At 70.3% G+C, this 14,417-nt stretch carries 16 protein-coding genes and 1 pseudogene; 8 read left to right on the top strand and 9 right to left on the bottom strand.

Annotated features, from left to right (window positions below; genetic code table 11):
• Window positions 1-352: 352 nt before the first annotated feature.
• Window positions 353-475, top strand: a pseudogene (locus HC022_RS09055) (integrase core domain-containing protein); the annotation flags it as partial.
• Between the two features lie 42 nt (window positions 476-517).
• Window positions 518-736, top strand: coding sequence for a tyrosine-type recombinase/integrase (locus HC022_RS09060; protein ID WP_368484639.1), 219 nt, complete (start codon window positions 518-520; stop codon window positions 734-736).
• 72 nt (window positions 737-808) lie between these two features.
• Here the strand turns inward: HC022_RS09060 and HC022_RS09065 are convergent, their stop codons facing one another.
• The 6 genes from HC022_RS09065 to HC022_RS09090 are packed head-to-tail and all read right to left on the bottom strand — an operon-like array spanning window position 809 to window position 4,778.
• Window positions 809-1,279 (bottom strand): Rrf2 family transcriptional regulator, encoded by a 471-nt coding sequence (locus tag HC022_RS09065; protein ID WP_167452203.1) that lies wholly within the window; start codon window positions 1,277-1,279, stop codon window positions 809-811.
• 41 nt (window positions 1,280-1,320) lie between these two features.
• A complete protein-coding gene (locus tag HC022_RS29065) occupies window positions 1,321-1,617 on the bottom strand; it encodes a hypothetical protein (RefSeq protein ID WP_254885013.1) in 297 nt (98 codons plus the stop codon).
• A complete protein-coding gene (locus tag HC022_RS09075) occupies window positions 1,614-2,570 on the bottom strand; it encodes a VWA domain-containing protein (RefSeq protein ID WP_167452204.1) in 957 nt (318 codons plus the stop codon). The genes HC022_RS29065 and HC022_RS09075 overlap by 4 nt, the downstream gene beginning before the upstream one ends.
• A complete protein-coding gene (locus HC022_RS09080; protein ID WP_167452205.1) occupies window positions 2,567-2,935 on the bottom strand; it encodes a hypothetical protein in 369 nt (122 codons plus the stop codon). Before HC022_RS09080 ends, HC022_RS09075 begins: the two co-directional genes overlap by 4 nt.
• Entirely contained in the window at window positions 2,932-3,804 is an 873-nt protein-coding gene (locus HC022_RS09085) for a DUF58 domain-containing protein (RefSeq protein ID WP_368484638.1), read from the bottom strand. The genes HC022_RS09080 and HC022_RS09085 overlap by 4 nt, the downstream gene beginning before the upstream one ends.
• A complete protein-coding gene (locus tag HC022_RS09090; RefSeq protein WP_167452206.1) occupies window positions 3,801-4,778 on the bottom strand; it encodes a MoxR family ATPase in 978 nt (325 codons plus the stop codon). Before HC022_RS09090 ends, HC022_RS09085 begins: the two co-directional genes overlap by 4 nt.
• 156 nt (window positions 4,779-4,934) lie before the next feature.
• Between HC022_RS09090 and HC022_RS09095 the strand changes: the two genes are divergently transcribed.
• The 6 genes from HC022_RS09095 (at window position 4,935) to HC022_RS09120 (ending at window position 10,911) form a co-directional block, all read left to right on the top strand.
• Window positions 4,935-6,272, top strand: a complete 1,338-nt coding sequence (locus tag HC022_RS09095; RefSeq protein WP_167452207.1) for a sensor histidine kinase — start codon at window positions 4,935-4,937, stop codon at window positions 6,270-6,272.
• The gene (locus tag HC022_RS09100) at window positions 6,269-6,910 is read left to right on the top strand and encodes a response regulator transcription factor (protein WP_008888195.1); all 642 of its coding nucleotides are present in this window, start codon (window positions 6,269-6,271) and stop codon (window positions 6,908-6,910) included. The genes HC022_RS09095 and HC022_RS09100 overlap by 4 nt, the downstream gene beginning before the upstream one ends.
• A gap of 263 nt (window positions 6,911-7,173) precedes the next feature.
• Window positions 7,174-8,067 carry an ABC transporter substrate-binding protein gene (locus tag HC022_RS09105; RefSeq protein WP_008888129.1) on the top strand — a complete coding sequence of 298 codons (894 nt, stop codon included), beginning with the start codon at window positions 7,174-7,176 and terminating at the stop codon, window positions 8,065-8,067.
• 83 nt (window positions 8,068-8,150) lie between these two features.
• A complete protein-coding gene (locus HC022_RS09110) occupies window positions 8,151-9,242 on the top strand; it encodes an ABC transporter permease (protein WP_254885014.1) in 1,092 nt (363 codons plus the stop codon).
• Entirely contained in the window at window positions 9,239-10,171 is a 933-nt protein-coding gene (locus tag HC022_RS09115) for an ABC transporter ATP-binding protein (protein ID WP_167452208.1), read from the top strand. The genes HC022_RS09110 and HC022_RS09115 overlap by 4 nt, the downstream gene beginning before the upstream one ends.
• Window positions 10,168-10,911, top strand: coding sequence for an ABC transporter permease (locus tag HC022_RS09120; RefSeq protein WP_008888075.1), 744 nt, complete (start codon window positions 10,168-10,170; stop codon window positions 10,909-10,911). Before HC022_RS09115 ends, HC022_RS09120 begins: the two co-directional genes overlap by 4 nt.
• On the opposite strand, the gene HC022_RS09125 is transcribed toward HC022_RS09120, so the two are convergent.
• The 3 genes from HC022_RS09125 to HC022_RS09135 all read right to left on the bottom strand — a co-directional run bounded on the left by HC022_RS09125 (window position 10,908) and on the right by HC022_RS09135 (window position 14,117).
• The gene (locus HC022_RS09125; RefSeq protein ID WP_167452209.1) at window positions 10,908-11,564 is read right to left on the bottom strand and encodes an ABC transporter ATP-binding protein; all 657 of its coding nucleotides are present in this window, start codon (window positions 11,562-11,564) and stop codon (window positions 10,908-10,910) included. The genes HC022_RS09120 and HC022_RS09125 overlap by 4 nt on opposite strands.
• A gap of 538 nt (window positions 11,565-12,102) precedes the next feature.
• Entirely contained in the window at window positions 12,103-13,584 is a 1,482-nt protein-coding gene (locus HC022_RS09130) for an inorganic phosphate transporter (protein ID WP_089959585.1), read from the bottom strand.
• Window positions 13,585-13,634: 50 nt separating this feature from the next.
• The gene (locus tag HC022_RS09135; protein WP_167452210.1) at window positions 13,635-14,117 is read right to left on the bottom strand and encodes an NUDIX hydrolase; all 483 of its coding nucleotides are present in this window, start codon (window positions 14,115-14,117) and stop codon (window positions 13,635-13,637) included.
• Between the last annotated feature and the right edge of the window lie 300 nt (window positions 14,118-14,417).

Raw genomic sequence — 14,417 nt, forward strand, 5'->3', positions numbered from 1 at the left:
TTCAAGACGTTCGGCGCGGTCTTTTCCAAATTCTGGGGTTTTCCATTGAAGATTGCAGTGACTCGCAAAGAGGCGATGGATGTCGCCGACACCCTGCTGTCAGAGGGCGCGGGGCCTGCAACATCCTGAAGAACGGCTGAGCGGGCCGTGCGAAGACGGTTTTCGGAAGACTGCAAGCTTCGCTCAAACCCAGGTTGATCGGGCTATGCCGCAGGTGTCGTGCCGAGTGGTATCCCGCACGGTCCGCCGGTGCAGGGGCGAACCGATACTGGTGTCTGCTCTGTCGGCTTCGCTTTTCGGAAACGGAAAGACAGCTTGATCCCGAACTGGATATTCTTCGAGCGCGCAGTGGATGTCTTCTCACTGGCGCGACGACTACACTCACCATCGCCCACATACGAGCCTCGACGGGCTCACCCCGTGGGAGTGTCACCAACGGTCAGTAGAGGGCCAAACCCTGAATAGAGCGAACTAAGAAACCCGGACTCCAAGGGGAGCAGGTCACAACGGACGCTCGATCGGCACGGCATTCCGACGGGTCTGCCGTACTCTGTGTATCGAGGATTTGCGTTTTCATGATCTGCACCACGAAGCGACCCGTCGACTGTTCGAGGCAGGTTTCTCCATTGAACAGGTTGCCCTTGTCACCGGGCACAAGGACTGGAGAATGCTGCGCCGCTACACCCACCTCCGCACGGAAGGTCTCCATGCGCTCGCGGCAAGTCGGGGCGCCTGACCTTAGCACATCTGAAATGACTTCTGGTGGCTCACATTGCCCCATTCTCGGCACAGATAGTGCCACCACCGATCATTCCCCCGTCGCGCCATGCCAGAGGAACGGCACCGTATGGCCGCTTTCGTCGAAACGACGCTCGAAATCCTGTGCGACCTCCTCCACCGTGATCTCGGCGAATTGGGTCAGAAGCCGTGCTTCGGCCTCTGCCAGCGTCGCGTCGAGCCGCGCGTCGACCGCCTGCTCGACCAGACATGACGACGGATCCGCCTGCGGGCCAATATTGAACAGCGGCGGGTGGCCGACCGCCTCGTAGACGTCGCGCAGGCTGATCTCGGCCAGCGGGCAAACAAGCTGCCAGCCGCCGCCGTGACCCTTTTCCGACGACACGATCCCCCGCTCGCGCAGCCCCGCCATCATCCTGCGCACCACCACTGCATTGGTCGAAATCATTTGAGCGATCTGCTCCGAAGTGGCTCGCCCGACGTGCCGGTCCAAGTGGATCAGGACGTGCAGCATCCGGGACATACGAAGATCGCGCGCCATGGGGTTTCCCTTCCTTGTCTTTCCAGGCTCCTTAGCAGCATTCACGTAACAACGATAGTTTCATGTCTTGAAGGGGTGCGACGAATCATGTAACTTACTGTGATACGTAAAAAGGAAACGCAATGACTTACGATGTTCTCGTCATCGGCGGGAGCTTTGCCGGGCTCGCCGCAGCCCTGCAGCTTTCCCGCGCCCGCCGGCGCGGCTGCGGTCTCGACCCCCGCGCCCCCCCCCCCCTTCCCGCCCGCCCGCCGCGCCACGACCACGCCCGCGGCCAGCGCCAGCGGAAGGCCCAGCAGCCAGAGCGGCCGCAGCAGGATGAGCTCGGGCAGCGTCATGCCTTCTCCCGCAGGTGCAGCACCAGCGCCGCGGCGAGCGCCGCCACCGCCAGTGCCGCGCACCATGGCCAGTAAAGCCGCCATGTCCGCACCGGCGGCATGTCCGCAAGGCTAGGCTCCAGCCGGTCCATGGCGCGGGTCACGGCCTCGAGATCCTCGGTCGAACGCACGCGGAAGGTCTCGCCCCCCGCCGCCTCGGCGATGCGGCGCAGGGTTTCGCTGTCGACCGCGTCGCGCGCATCGGGGCTGCTGGCCAGATCGGCGGGCCCGAGCGCGATGGTGTAGACCCGCATCCCCAGCTCCTGCGCGGCCTGCGCGGCGGCCACCGGATCGACCGCGCCGGTGGTGTCCTGCCCGTCCGAGAGCAGGATGATGACGCGGCTCTCGGCCTCGCGCCCGCGCAGGCGGCGGATGGCGAGCCCGAGCCCGTCGGCGATCGCCGTGGCCTTGCCCGAGACGCCGATCTGCAGGGTTCCTATGACCTGCGCAACGGCGCCCACATCGTGGGTCGGGGCCGCCGCAACATAGGCGCGGTCACCGAAGACCACGAGCCCGACGCGGTCGCCGGTGCGGCCGCGAACGAACTGCGCGGCGACGTCCTGCACGGCGGCAAGGCGCGACACCGTCCGGCCGTCCAGCACGAAATCCTCGCGCTCCATCGACCCGGAGAGATCCAGCGCCAGGACGATGTCACGGCCCGAGGCGGGCACGACGTCGAGCACCTGTTCCTGCCGTGGGCCCGTAAGCGCCACGACCAGCGCGACCCAGGCGCAGGCCAGCGCGATCAGCCGCGCGTGGCGGTGTACCGGGTTTGCGGCGGTCGGGTGAAAAGCCATGGCGAGCGCCGGGGGCAGGGTGATCGCGCCACTGGCGGCGGCGCGCGCCGGCAGGAGGCGCAGCAGCAGAAGCGGCAACGGCAGCAGGCAGAAGACCCATGGCACGGCGAAGCTCATCCTCGCCGCCTCCGGGCAGCGACAAGGATCGCGGCCTCGAGCGGGGCGGGATCAGCGGGGGCGGCCGGGTCGTAGAGAGCGTCCCGGGCCTGAGGCGGGACGTCCTCGCCCAACTCGCGCAAAAGCAGGGCGAGCCCCGCCATGCGGTCCTGCGGCGACAGCTCCTGCAAGACCGCGATCCGGGCGCGGGCGCGGTGGATGGCACGGGGCCGTGGCCGGGTCAGTGCGCGCAGCACGAGCGAGAGCAGTACGCCCGCCAGCAGACCCAGCGCCACGACGGCCAGCGCATCCTGCACCCCGAACCGGGCGAAGGCCTCGGGCACGCGCACCGGTGCCAGCCGCGACACGAGCTCTTCGGGGGTCATGCGGTCAGCTCCTCCGGCTGGTCGCACGGCACGGGACGGAATGGAATGGCGTGCTCTGACAGCATCTCCGCCGAGGGCGAAGCCCCGAACCGCCCCCGCGACAGGGCCGCGCCGATGCGCGCGGTGAAGGTTCCGGGCGGGGGCGCGGTTTCGACCGCATCCTGCACCAGCAGGATCTCGAGCGGGTTGCGCCGGGCCAGCGCGGTCACGGTGGGACCGAAGCCCTCGCCGGGCGTGTCGAGTCCGGTGGCGAGCAGGATCGCGGTGCCCGAGGCGAGGCGCGCGGCGATCCCGGGCAGCGTCTCCACCAGCGGGCGCGGCACAGCTGCGGACCCGACCTGTGTGCGCGCTGCGTTTGCGGGCTCTGCCAGGATCTCGGCATGGGTGCGGGCGAGCGCCCCCGCGATCTCCAGCATCGACGCTTCCCGCGGTCGCGCGGGCAGCCACTCCATGCCGCCGTCGCGCAGGATCGCGAGGCCGCAGCGGCCACTGGCGCGCACCCAGCGCCAGCCCTCCAGCGCCGCCGCCTCCGCCGCCGCGACCGAGCGGAACCGCCCGCGCGTGCCCCAGAGCATCGGCGCGCGCATGTCGACCACGAGCATCAGGCTGCGCTCGACCTCCTCGTGACGGCGCCGCAGCTGCGGCCGCCCGCTGCGCGCGGTGGCGGCGGGGTCCATCTGGCGGCGGTCGTCGCCGTCGACGAAGGGCCGGAGGTCGTAGAGATCGCCGCCCTCGCCCCGGCGTGGGCCCGAAAGCCCGGCCACCCTGCCCCGCGACAGGCCGTGATGCGCCATCGGCGCGGCGACCGAGGCCAGCGCCACCAGCCGGTCGAGCGACAGATGCGCCCCGGACGGCACGGCACTTTTCACAGCGGCTCCACCGCCGACAGGATCTCGGCCATGATCCCGCGCGAGGTCTCTCCCGCCGCCTGCGCGCGCCACGTCGGCGCCATGCGGTGGCAGAGGATGTCCGAGGCCAGCGCCTTGACGTCCTCGGGCACCGCGTAATCGCGGCCGTTGAGCCAGGCCCGCGCCCGCGCCGCCGCGGCCAGCGACAGCGTCCCGCGCGGGCTCACCGCGTGGCGGATGCGGTCGGTCACCTCGACACCGTTGCCCCCGGTGCGCGTCATCATCACCAGCGCGACGATGTAGCGCCGCAAAGCGGGCGAGAGATGCACCTGCAGCACCTCTTCCTTCATGGCGGCCAGTGTCGCGTGGGTAAGACTTGGCTCGGCGTGGCCAGTGTGGCTGCGCAGCTCGCCCTCGACGAGGTCGAGGATCGCGAGCTCGGTCTGCTCGTCCGGCAGGTCGAGCAGGACGTGGAACAGGAAGCGGTCGAGCTGGGCCTCGGGCAGCGGGAAGGTGCCCTCCTGCTCGAGCGGGTTCTGTGTCGCCACCACCATGAAGGGCTCGGGCAGCGGCCGCGCCACGCCGCCGCTGGTCACCTGCCCCTCTGCCATCGCCTCGAGCAGCGCCGACTGCACCTTGGGCGGCGCGCGGTTGATCTCGTCGACGAGCACGAGGGAATGGAAGACCGGACCGTGCAGGAACTCCATCGTGCCGCTGTCCTGCCGCCAGACCTGCGTCCCCGTCACGTCCGAGGGCATGAGGTCGGGGGTGCACTGGATGCGGGCAAAGCTGCCCTCGACCGCGTCCGAGAGCCGCCGGACCGAGCGCGTCTTGGCCAGCCCCGGCGCGCCCTCGATCAACACGTGCCCGCCGGTCAGCAGGCTGATCACCAGCCGCTCGACCAGCAGGGACTGGCCGATCAGCCCACTCTCCAGGCTGCGGACAAGGCGCTGAGCCGCCTCGGCCAGCGGCCCCGCGGGTGACAGATCCTCCATACGTTCCTCCCGTTCTGCCCGCCCCATGAAGCCATGCCTGTGCGGTCAGGCAAAGGATTTCGCGGAAAATACGGAAATCTCGGGCAATTTGCCCGAGACAGACCGGCCGGATTACCCGATCCTCGGGACGCGAGGGAGTTCCGGGGAGGACTTGCGATGAGTCTCAGGCTGAGACTGGTTCTGACGCTCTGGCTGGTGACGCTGGTGGCGGGGGCGATCACCATCGGCTTCGCCGCCGCCGGGGCCTATGAGACCGCCGACCGCATGACCCGCAACACGCTGACGCGCGCGGGCTACGTGCTCGAGCGCAACTACCACATGGAGCCCCGCGCCGGTGAGCCGCTCTATGCAGAGATGACGTCGATCAAGCTGCTGGGGCTGATGGCCCCGGGCACCTGCATCCGCTTCGAGCAGCGGCTCATCACCGAACGCCGCCTCTGCGCCAGCTGGAAGGTCTTCGGGCCGGTCGCGCCGGAGGGTTTCCGCAAGGCGGTGACGCGGATCTTCGGCGAGACCGAGCGCGCAACAGGCGCGGGCAGCGCCTCGCATGACGGCGTCTACGGCATCGAGGTGAGCTTCGATCCGGTCGCCGCCGCGACGCTCGCCTGGCAGCGGGTGCGGCTGGCGCTCTGGCAGACGGTGGGCATGGCCGCGGGGGTGCTGCTGCTGGGGACCATCGCGATCTATTCGCGGCTGAAGCCGGTGGACGGCATCGTCCGCGGGCTCGACCGGCTGAGCAAGGGCGATCTCGACACGCGGGTGACGGCCTCGGGCGCGGCGGAGTTCCGGCTCATCGCCGACGCGGTCAACCGCCTCGCGCAACAGCTCCGCACCGGCACCGAGGCGCGCCGGGCCCTGACCCGCCGCCTGATCGAGGTCGAGGACGTGGAGCGCCGGCAGCTCGCCCGCGACCTGCACGACGAGTTCGGCCAGATGCTGACCGCGACTGCGGCGCTCGCGGCCTCGATCCGCCTCGCCGCGCCGCCGGGGAGCCCGGGTCTGGCGCGGGATGCGGACGCCATCGGCGCCAACATCCGTGCCATGATGACCTGCCTGCGCGGCGCCTTCGCCCGGCTGCGTCCGCCGGATCTCGACGAGGTGGGGCTGATTGCGAGCCTGCGCGGGATGCTCTCGGGCTGGCAGGCCCAGAGCAGCGCCCGGCTGACCCTCGACAGCACGCTCGACGAGGCAGAGATGAGCGGCGCGGTGCTGCTGGATCTCTACCGCATCGTGCAGGAATGCGTGACCAACGCCATGCGCCACGGCGCTCCCTCGCAGGTGGACGTGACGCTGCACCCCGAGGGCGACGGCATCGTGCTCACCGTCGAGGACGACGGCGGCGGGCGGGCGGAGGACGGCGCGCCGGGGCACGGGCTGCTGGGGATGTCCGAGCGGACCGAGGCCATGGGCGGGACGCTGCGCCTGCAGGACACCGGCCGGGGCGTGCGCATCCGCGTGACCCTGCCCGACGCGCGGCGGCGCTGCGCGGCATGAAGGAGTACAGCGTCATCATCGTCGACGACCACCCGGTGGTGCGCGAGGGCTACCGGCGGCTCATCGATCTGCAACCGGGTCTGAAGATCGTCGGCGAGGCCGAGGACGCCCGCAGCGCCTATGCGCAGTTCCGCGCCCTGCAACCCGACGTGGTGGTGATGGACGTCACCCTGCCCGGCGCCAGCGGCGTCGAGGCCGTCCGCCACATCCGGCAATACGACGACAGCGCCCGGATCGTGGTCTTCACCATGCACCTGAGCGCCGCCTTCGCGCTCAAGGCCATCAAGGCGGGCGCCACCAGCTACATCACCAAGTCGAGCGACCCCAAGACCCTGATCGAGGCGATCTTCGGCGCGCTGCACGGCCGCACGGTGATCTCTCCGGACGTGATCGAGGCCATCGCCCGCGATCGCATCTCGGGCATGGGCACCGGCCTCTCGGATCTCAGCCCGCGCCAGACCGAGATCCTCTGCCTGCTGGCCCGTGGCTGGCCGGCCGAGCGCATCGCCGAGGAGCTGGCGATCAGCCAGAAGACGGTGCGCAACAACCACTACCAGATCAAGAGCATCCTCGGCATGGAGACCGACGCCCAGCTCGTCTGGTTCGCGCTCGAGACCGGCCTGCTGCAGGCGGTCTGAGCGCCCGCCGCGGCGGACACCGTGGCCAGGACCGACCGCGCCGCTGTGCGTCAGACAGTCCCGACCCGCGCGCCCGACCGGCGCCGGCGCCCCGCTCCGACCCTGGCAGGCTCGCACGATCTGCAGGACTGGCGACAGGACAGCACCCGCGGAGCCGCGCCACGACCCGAACCGACAAAACCCTTTCCGGAACGAGATTACAGGCTACCTTGGTGGCCACAACGGCGAAGACGAAAACCCCTCCAGAGGAAGGCCCAGATCCCATGAAGCTCCAGATCCTTGCCGCCAGCGCCGTCATGGCCACCGCAGCCCATGCCGACATCACCGTCTCCTCGAAGATCGACACCGAGGGAGGCCTGCTCGGCAACATCATCGCGCTGTCGCTCGAGGACGCGGGCCTGCCGGTGGAACGGCGACTGCAGCTGGGCGGCACGCAGGTGGTGCGCGAGGCCATCCTCGCCGGTCAGATCGACATCTACCCCGAATACACCGGCAACGCCGCGTTCTTCTTCAACGAGGCCGACAGCGACGTCTGGAAGGACGCCGCCGCCGCCCATGAGCGCGCGGCCGAGCTCGACGTGCAGAACGAGATCACCTGGCTGTCCTCGGCGCCCGCCAACAACACCTGGGCCATCGCGGTGACCGGTCCGGTCGCCGAGGAGAACGGGCTTGCGACCATGTCCGACTTCGGGGCCTGGATCGCCGGCGGCGGCGACATCAAGCTCGCCGCCTCGACCGAGTTCGTGTCCTCGCCCGCGGTGCTGCCGGCGATGGAGACGACCTATGGCTTCGAGCTCACCCAGGACCAGACCGTGATCCTCTCGGGCGGCGACACCGCCGCGACGATCCAGGCGGCGGCGCGGGGCACCTCGGGGGTGAACGCCGCGATGGTCTACGGCACCGACGGCGGCGTCGGCGCGACCGGGCTCAAGGTCATGACCGACGACAAGGGGGTGCAGCCCGTCTACGAACCGACGCCGATCGTCCGCAACGCGGTGCTCGAGGAATACCCCTCCATCCCCGAGGTCCTGAACCCGATCTTCGAGGGGCTCGACATGGAGACCCTGCAGGAGCTCAACGGCCGCATCCAGGTCGGCGGCGAGCCGGCCGAGGCGGTGGCCCGCGAGTATCTCACCTCTGTCGGAGTTCTGGACTGATCGCACGCCGTACCGAAGCCGCGCTCTCGGCGCCCGGGCTGGTCTTCGCCGTCCTGGGGCTCGCGCTGCTGGCCGTCCCCTACATGACGCTGGCGGCGAACCGCATCGTCGCCGGTGAGGGCGTCGCTCCTTGGGCCGTGGCGCCCGTTGCGCAGACCCTGCCCGCGCTTGGCTGCATGATCGCGGGGCTCGTCATGGGCCTGCCCGCGGCGCTGCCGAAGCTCCGGCTCGGCGGCGCGCTGCTGGGGCTCGGCGGCGCCACCGGCCTGCTTGCGGTCGGTGCCCCTTCGCTGCTGGCCGAGGCCGGGACCTATGCGCGGGTGTCTCCGGCGGCGGGGTTCTGGGGGCTCTTGTCGGTGTTCCTGCTGCTGATGGCCGACGCGCTGGCACAGCTCGCACCCGGGCCGATCCTGCGCGCGGGGCTGCTGGCGGGCGCGCTCGGGTTGCTCGCCGCGCTGCTCTGGTCGGGCGCGCTCTCGGACCTCTCGGTCGCGCAGGAGTTCGCCGGGCGCGCCGATGCCTTCTGGCGCGCGACGCTCCGGCATCTCGAGCTGGCCCTCGGCTCGCTCGGGGCCGCTGCACTGATCGGGTTTCCGCTCGGCATCCTCTGTCACCGTCAGGCGGCGCTGCGCGGCAGCCTGCTGCCGGTGCTCAGCTTCCTGCAGACCATCCCTTCGCTCGCCATGTTCGGCATCATGATCCCGCTCTTGTCGTGGGTCGCCGCCACGTGGCCCGCGGCGCAGACCGTCGGCATCGCGGGCATCGGCTTTGCCCCCGCCTTCATCGCCCTGGTGCTCTATTCGCTGCTGCCGGTGGTGGGAAACACCGTGGCAGGCCTCGACTCCGTGCCCGCCCCAGTGCGTGAGGCTGCGCGCGGCATGGGCATGACCAGCTGGCAGCGGCTGCTGAGGGTCGAGCTTCCGCTGGGGCTGCCGGTGCTGCTGGCGGGGCTGCGCATCGTGCTCGTGCAGAACATCGGTCTCGCGGTCATCGCGGGCCTCATCGGCGGAGGCGGCTACGGCCGCTTCGTCTTCCAGGGGCTGAACCAGACGGCGACGGACCTGATCCTGCTCGGCGCCCTGCCGACGGTGCTGCTGGCCATGGTGGCGGCCATCGTCATGGACATCCTCGTCGACGTCGCCCGCAGAGACAGCACGGAAAGGGCCGCGGCATGATCGAGATCGACCGCATCACCAAGGTCTACGGCAGCACCTCCGCTGTCGACGCGGTCTCGATGACCGCCGAGACCGGCACGATCACCGCCATCGTCGGCACCTCCGGCTCGGGCAAGACGACGCTGCTGCGGATGATCAACCGGCTGGTCGAGCCGACCTCGGGCGAGGTCCGCATCAACGGCGAGAGCACCGAGGCCATCGCCCCCCACCTGCTGCGTCGGCGGATCGGCTACGCGATCCAGGGCCACGGGCTCTTCCCGCATCACACGGTCGCGCGCAACATCGGCGCGGTGCCCGAACTGCTCGGCTGGCCGCGCGACAAGATCCGGGCGCGGGTCGACGAGCTGCTGACGCTGTTCTCGATGGAGCCCGAGGCCTTCCGCGACCGCTACCCGGCGGATCTGTCTGGCGGTCAGCAGCAGCGGGTGGGCGTGGCGCGGGCGCTGGCATCGCGGCCGGACCTGCTGCTGATGGACGAGCCCTTCGGCGCGCTCGACCCGATCATCCGCGCCCGCGCGCAGGAGGACCTGCGGCGCATCCAGCGCGCGCTCGGCTCGACCATCCTGCTGGTGACCCACGACATGGACGAGGCCATCCGGCTGGCCGACCGCATCGCCGTGATGGACGCAGGCCGGCTGGTGCAGATCGGCACGCCGGCCGAGATCATCGCGCGCCCCGCGACCGGCTTCGTGGCCGACATGGTGGGCGAGGCCGACCGGCCGCTACGCCTGTTGTCGCTGATCCCCGCCGCCGAGATCGCCGAGCCCGGCCCCGCCGAGGGTGAGGCTCTGCCCGCCGGTTCCAGCCTGCGCGACGCGCTGTCGGCCTGCCTCGCCTCGGGCCGCGAGGCGGTCGCGGTGACGACAGACGACGGCGCGCCAGGCCGCGTGACGCTCGACGCCATCCGCCGACGGGGAGAGCTGGTGTGATCGGCGGGCTGCTGCGGGCGGGGCTGGTCGCGGTGCTGCTGGTGCTCGTGCTGGCGCCGGGCTGGGTCGCGCCGCTGCTGGCGCCGCTCGCGCCCGAGGGCGGGCCGGTTATCTACGACCGCGCCTCGCTGCTGTCGCTCTCGCTGAGCCATCTCGGCCTCGTCGCCGTTGCCTCGCTGGCGGCGACCGTGGTGGCGGTGACGCTGGCGGTGCTGGTGACGCGGCCCTTCGGCGCCTCGTTCCGTCCGCTGGCCCGCAGCGTCACCAACCTCGGCCAGACCTTTCCGCCGGTGGCGGTGCTGGCACTTGCCGTGCCGATGATGGGCTTCGGCGCGGGTCCGACCCTGCTGGCGCTGTTCCTCTACGGGCTGCTGCCGGTTTTCGAGAACGCCATGACCGGGCTCGGCAATCTGCCGCCCGCCACGCTCGAGGCGGCGCGCGGCATCGGCATGGGACGGTGGCAGCGGCTGCGGCTGGTCGAGCTGCCGCTGGCCCTGCCGGTGATCCTTGCCGGAGTGCGCCTCTCGGTGGTGATCGCGCTGGGGACGGCCACCATCGGCTCCACGGTCGCCGCCCGCACGCTTGGCGAGGTCATCATCGCGGGCCTGCTCACCAGCAACACCGCCTTCGTGGTGCAGGGCGGGCTCGTGGTCGGGCTCTTCGCGGTGCTGCTGCACGACGGGCTGGTGCAGCTCGAACGCCGGCTCTCGCCGCCCCGACCGGGCGCCGGACGGCGCTAGGCCGCAGCGGCGGCGCGCCGGTCGATGCGCAGGATACGGCCGTTGTCCATGATGGCGATGCGGTCGGCCAGCGCCTCGGCCTCGCCGCGGTCGTGGGTGACCATGATCGCCCCCACCCCGGCCTTGCGCTGCAGCGCCCGGACCTCGCTGCGGAGCGACACCCGCACCTGCGCGTCGAGCGCACTGAAGGGCTCGTCCCTCAGCAGGAGCCGCGGCCGGTTCGCCAGCGCCCGCGCCATGGCGACCCGCTGGCGCTGCCCGCCCGAGAGCTGCGCCGGGGAGCGGTCGCCGAGCCCCGGCAGCTCGATCATCCCGAGCGGTTCCCCGACCCGCTGCGCAATGCCCGCGCGATCCGGTCCGTTCTTCATCCCCTTCAGGTCAAAGCCGATGTTCTGCGCCACGGTCATGTGGCGGACCAGCGCGCAGCTCTGGAACACCATGCCGAAACGGCGTTGGCCCGGGGGCTGGCGGGTGATGTCCTCGCCGTCGAACACGAGGCGGCCGCTGCCCGCGTGGGCCAGCCCCGCCAGGATGTTCGGAAGCGTCGTCCTGCCCGAGCCGGACGGCCCCAGAAGCGCCACGAACACGCCCTTCTCGAGGCTGCGCGGGATGAGACGCAGACACCGGGTGCGGGAGAGGGTCGAACGAGACATGACGGGCTCCTGGTCCGAGAGGGAGCGTTGGCGCCTGAATGAGTGTGATTTCCCGAAAAGGGCAATGCCGCCTCCATGTGATGGGTACAGCTCTCCTTTCGAGGGACGTAATCCGGCACGATCATTCTGCGAATGGCGAGCAGGGGAAAACGCCACTCTAGCCGCTTCCGGACAAGCTCCGCCGCGATCTTGGACCCCGGCGGTTCAGGGTGTTTTCAACGCTCGCATCATGGCGTGACCTAAGTGATAGGACCGACCTCGCCGGGCATGCGGAAAGCCTCGGCTGCGGTGCGTGAGCGGGGTCGGGACCGCGCCCGGTGACAGGCGCGGACGCTTGACGCGACCCGGGCGCCGATTGGGACCGGGCGACCGTGGCAGACGCCCCGGACCCTTCACGACGTCTCGCGGCGCATCCCCGTTTCAGCCGTGAAGACAGCGCCTTGGCGCGCTTCGCTTGAGGACGGCCCTGCCGGAACGGCTACCGCGCCATGCCAGCAAGCCGTCCGGAAGGCGTTGCGCGCTCGCCCGTGACCGGGCCTCAGAACCCCAGCGTCTTCAGCATGAGAAAACAGCCGGCCGAGAGCAGCGCGGCGGCGGGGACGGTGATGACCCAGGCGGCAACGATGGTCATGAAATGCGAGCGCCGAACAAGCTTGCGGCGGGTGCGTTCCTGCCGTGCCAGCCGCTCGGGCGCCGGGCGGGCGTTGTGCATGCGGCGAAAGCGGCGCTCCATGTACCACTCGCGGAAGAATCCGACGCCGAAAACGCCGCCCACCGCGATGTGGGTCGAGCTGACAGGCAGCCCGAGCCATGACGCGGCGATCACCGTGACCGCCGCGGAAAGCGCGACGCAATAGGCCCGCATCGGGTTCAGCTTGGTGATCTGGCTGCCGACCATGCCGATCAGCTTGGGCCCGAAGAGCACGAGGCCGAACGAGATCCCGAGTGCCCCCAGCAGCATGACCCACAGCGGGATCGACACCTCTCCGGCCACCGCCGAGGATTGCTGCACGTAGACCACCGCGGCGAGCGGACCCACCGCGTTGGCGACGTCGTTGGCGCCATGAGCAAAGGAGAGCAGCGCCGCCGAGACCACCAGCGGCAGGCGGAACAGCGTCTTGAGCGAGCGGTTGCGGTTCTCCAGCCCCTCGGACTGGCGCTTGATGAAGGGCACCGACAGCGCCCCCAGCAGCGCGCCGGTCGCCCCGCCGATCAGAAGCGCGGTGCCGAGGCCGATCTTCACCACGTGGCTCAGCCCCTTCAGCGCGAGATAGGCGGCGAAGGCGGCGCTCATCAGGCCGATCAGCACCGGAACCCAGGTGCGGGCGGCGGCGATCTTGTCCTCGACGTAGATGACGCGCCACTTGATGAAGGCGAGCATGGCGGCGGCGATGATGCCGCCCAGCAGCGGCGAGATGACCCAGCTCGCGGCGATCGCGCCCATGGTCGACCAGCTCACGGCGCCCACGCCTGCGGCCACGATCCCGGCGCCCATGACGCCGCCCACCACCGAGTGCGTGGTCGAGACCGGCGCCCCGATCCATGTCGCGGTGTTCACCCAGATCGAGGCGGCGAGCAGCGCCGCCATCATCGCCCGGACGAAGACCCTGGTGTCGGCGAGGCTCGCCGGGTCGATGATCCCCTTGGAGATGGTCGAGACCACATCCCCGCCCGCGAGCAGGGCGCCGGCGCTCTCGAACACCGCGGCGATGGCGATGGCGCCCAGCATCGACAGCGCCTTGGCGCCCACCGCCGGGCCCATGTTGTTCGCCACGTCGTTGGCGCCGATGTTGAGCGCCATGTAGGCGCCGAAGGCCGCCGCCACGACCACCGCGAGGCCCTGCGGCTCACCGCCGGTGAAGATCGCCGCCGCCACCGCGGCGAGGGTCACGAAGACGAGGCTGATGCCGACCCCCACGAGGGGGCGCGCCGTGTACATCGTCGCGTCCTCGAGTCGCGACAGGCGATTGAGGTCCTGGTCCAGTGTCTTCCACTGGGTGGCGGGGGGAGTGTCGGGCACGTGGGTATGTTCCTTGAAGTCTCGCAGCCTGGCTGGATCTGGCACGGGCCTCAGCCCCTGGCCGCGTCGTCCAGATAGCCGCGAAGATCGGCCAGCAGCGCGCTGAGCTGCTCTTCGTGCACCGCCGCCGCGGCACGCTCGGGTGTCATCCAGTGCCGTTCGCGGTCCTGCATCTCGGGGAAGTCGTCGAGCAGTTTCTCGACCTCGATGGCGTAGACGTCCACGCTGGTCGCAACCGGCAGGCCGCCGTCCAGCACCTTGTCGTAGTGGTAGCGGCCGATGCGCACCGGGCGGCGCGGAGCGCGGGCCTTGACGCCCGCCTCTTCCCAGGCCTCCTGCAGCGCGGTGCCCGCGCCGTCGGTGCCGTGCATCGGCCAGCCCTTGGGAATGATCCAGCGCTTGGTGGAACGCGACGTGATCAGCAGGATCTCGGGACCGGTCTCGGCATGACGATAGCACAGCGCCGCAATCTGCACGCGCAGGGGGCGGTGCAGCATGGGAGAGATGTAACGTTTCCAGATCGTGCCAAGCATGCCGGTATCGGCTCCTGTCGAATGGACCGGCCTCGTTTAGTGAAGCTTTTGTGAAAACTCAACCCGCCAAGCATGTCCTGGCGGGTGCGAGACAGCTCCCTATGGCCGTGACGTCACGGTATCTAGCGCTGAAAACGCCCGTGAACAGGGAATAGTCCGGGCTTTGATCCGGCCATCGACGGCGTCGGGCGGAGTTGGCCATCGGGACCAGTGGCGAAATGTTGGGCTGTGAAAGCACGCGGGGGGAGGCCGGGGACGCGGTCCACGTATCGGCCTCGAGCAGCGCCGACCGGCAATCCG

It is taken from the genome of Salipiger sp. HF18 (assembly GCF_011806505.1).
In the GTDB taxonomy this organism is placed as follows: Bacteria; Pseudomonadota; Alphaproteobacteria; order Rhodobacterales; family Rhodobacteraceae; genus Salipiger; species Salipiger thiooxidans.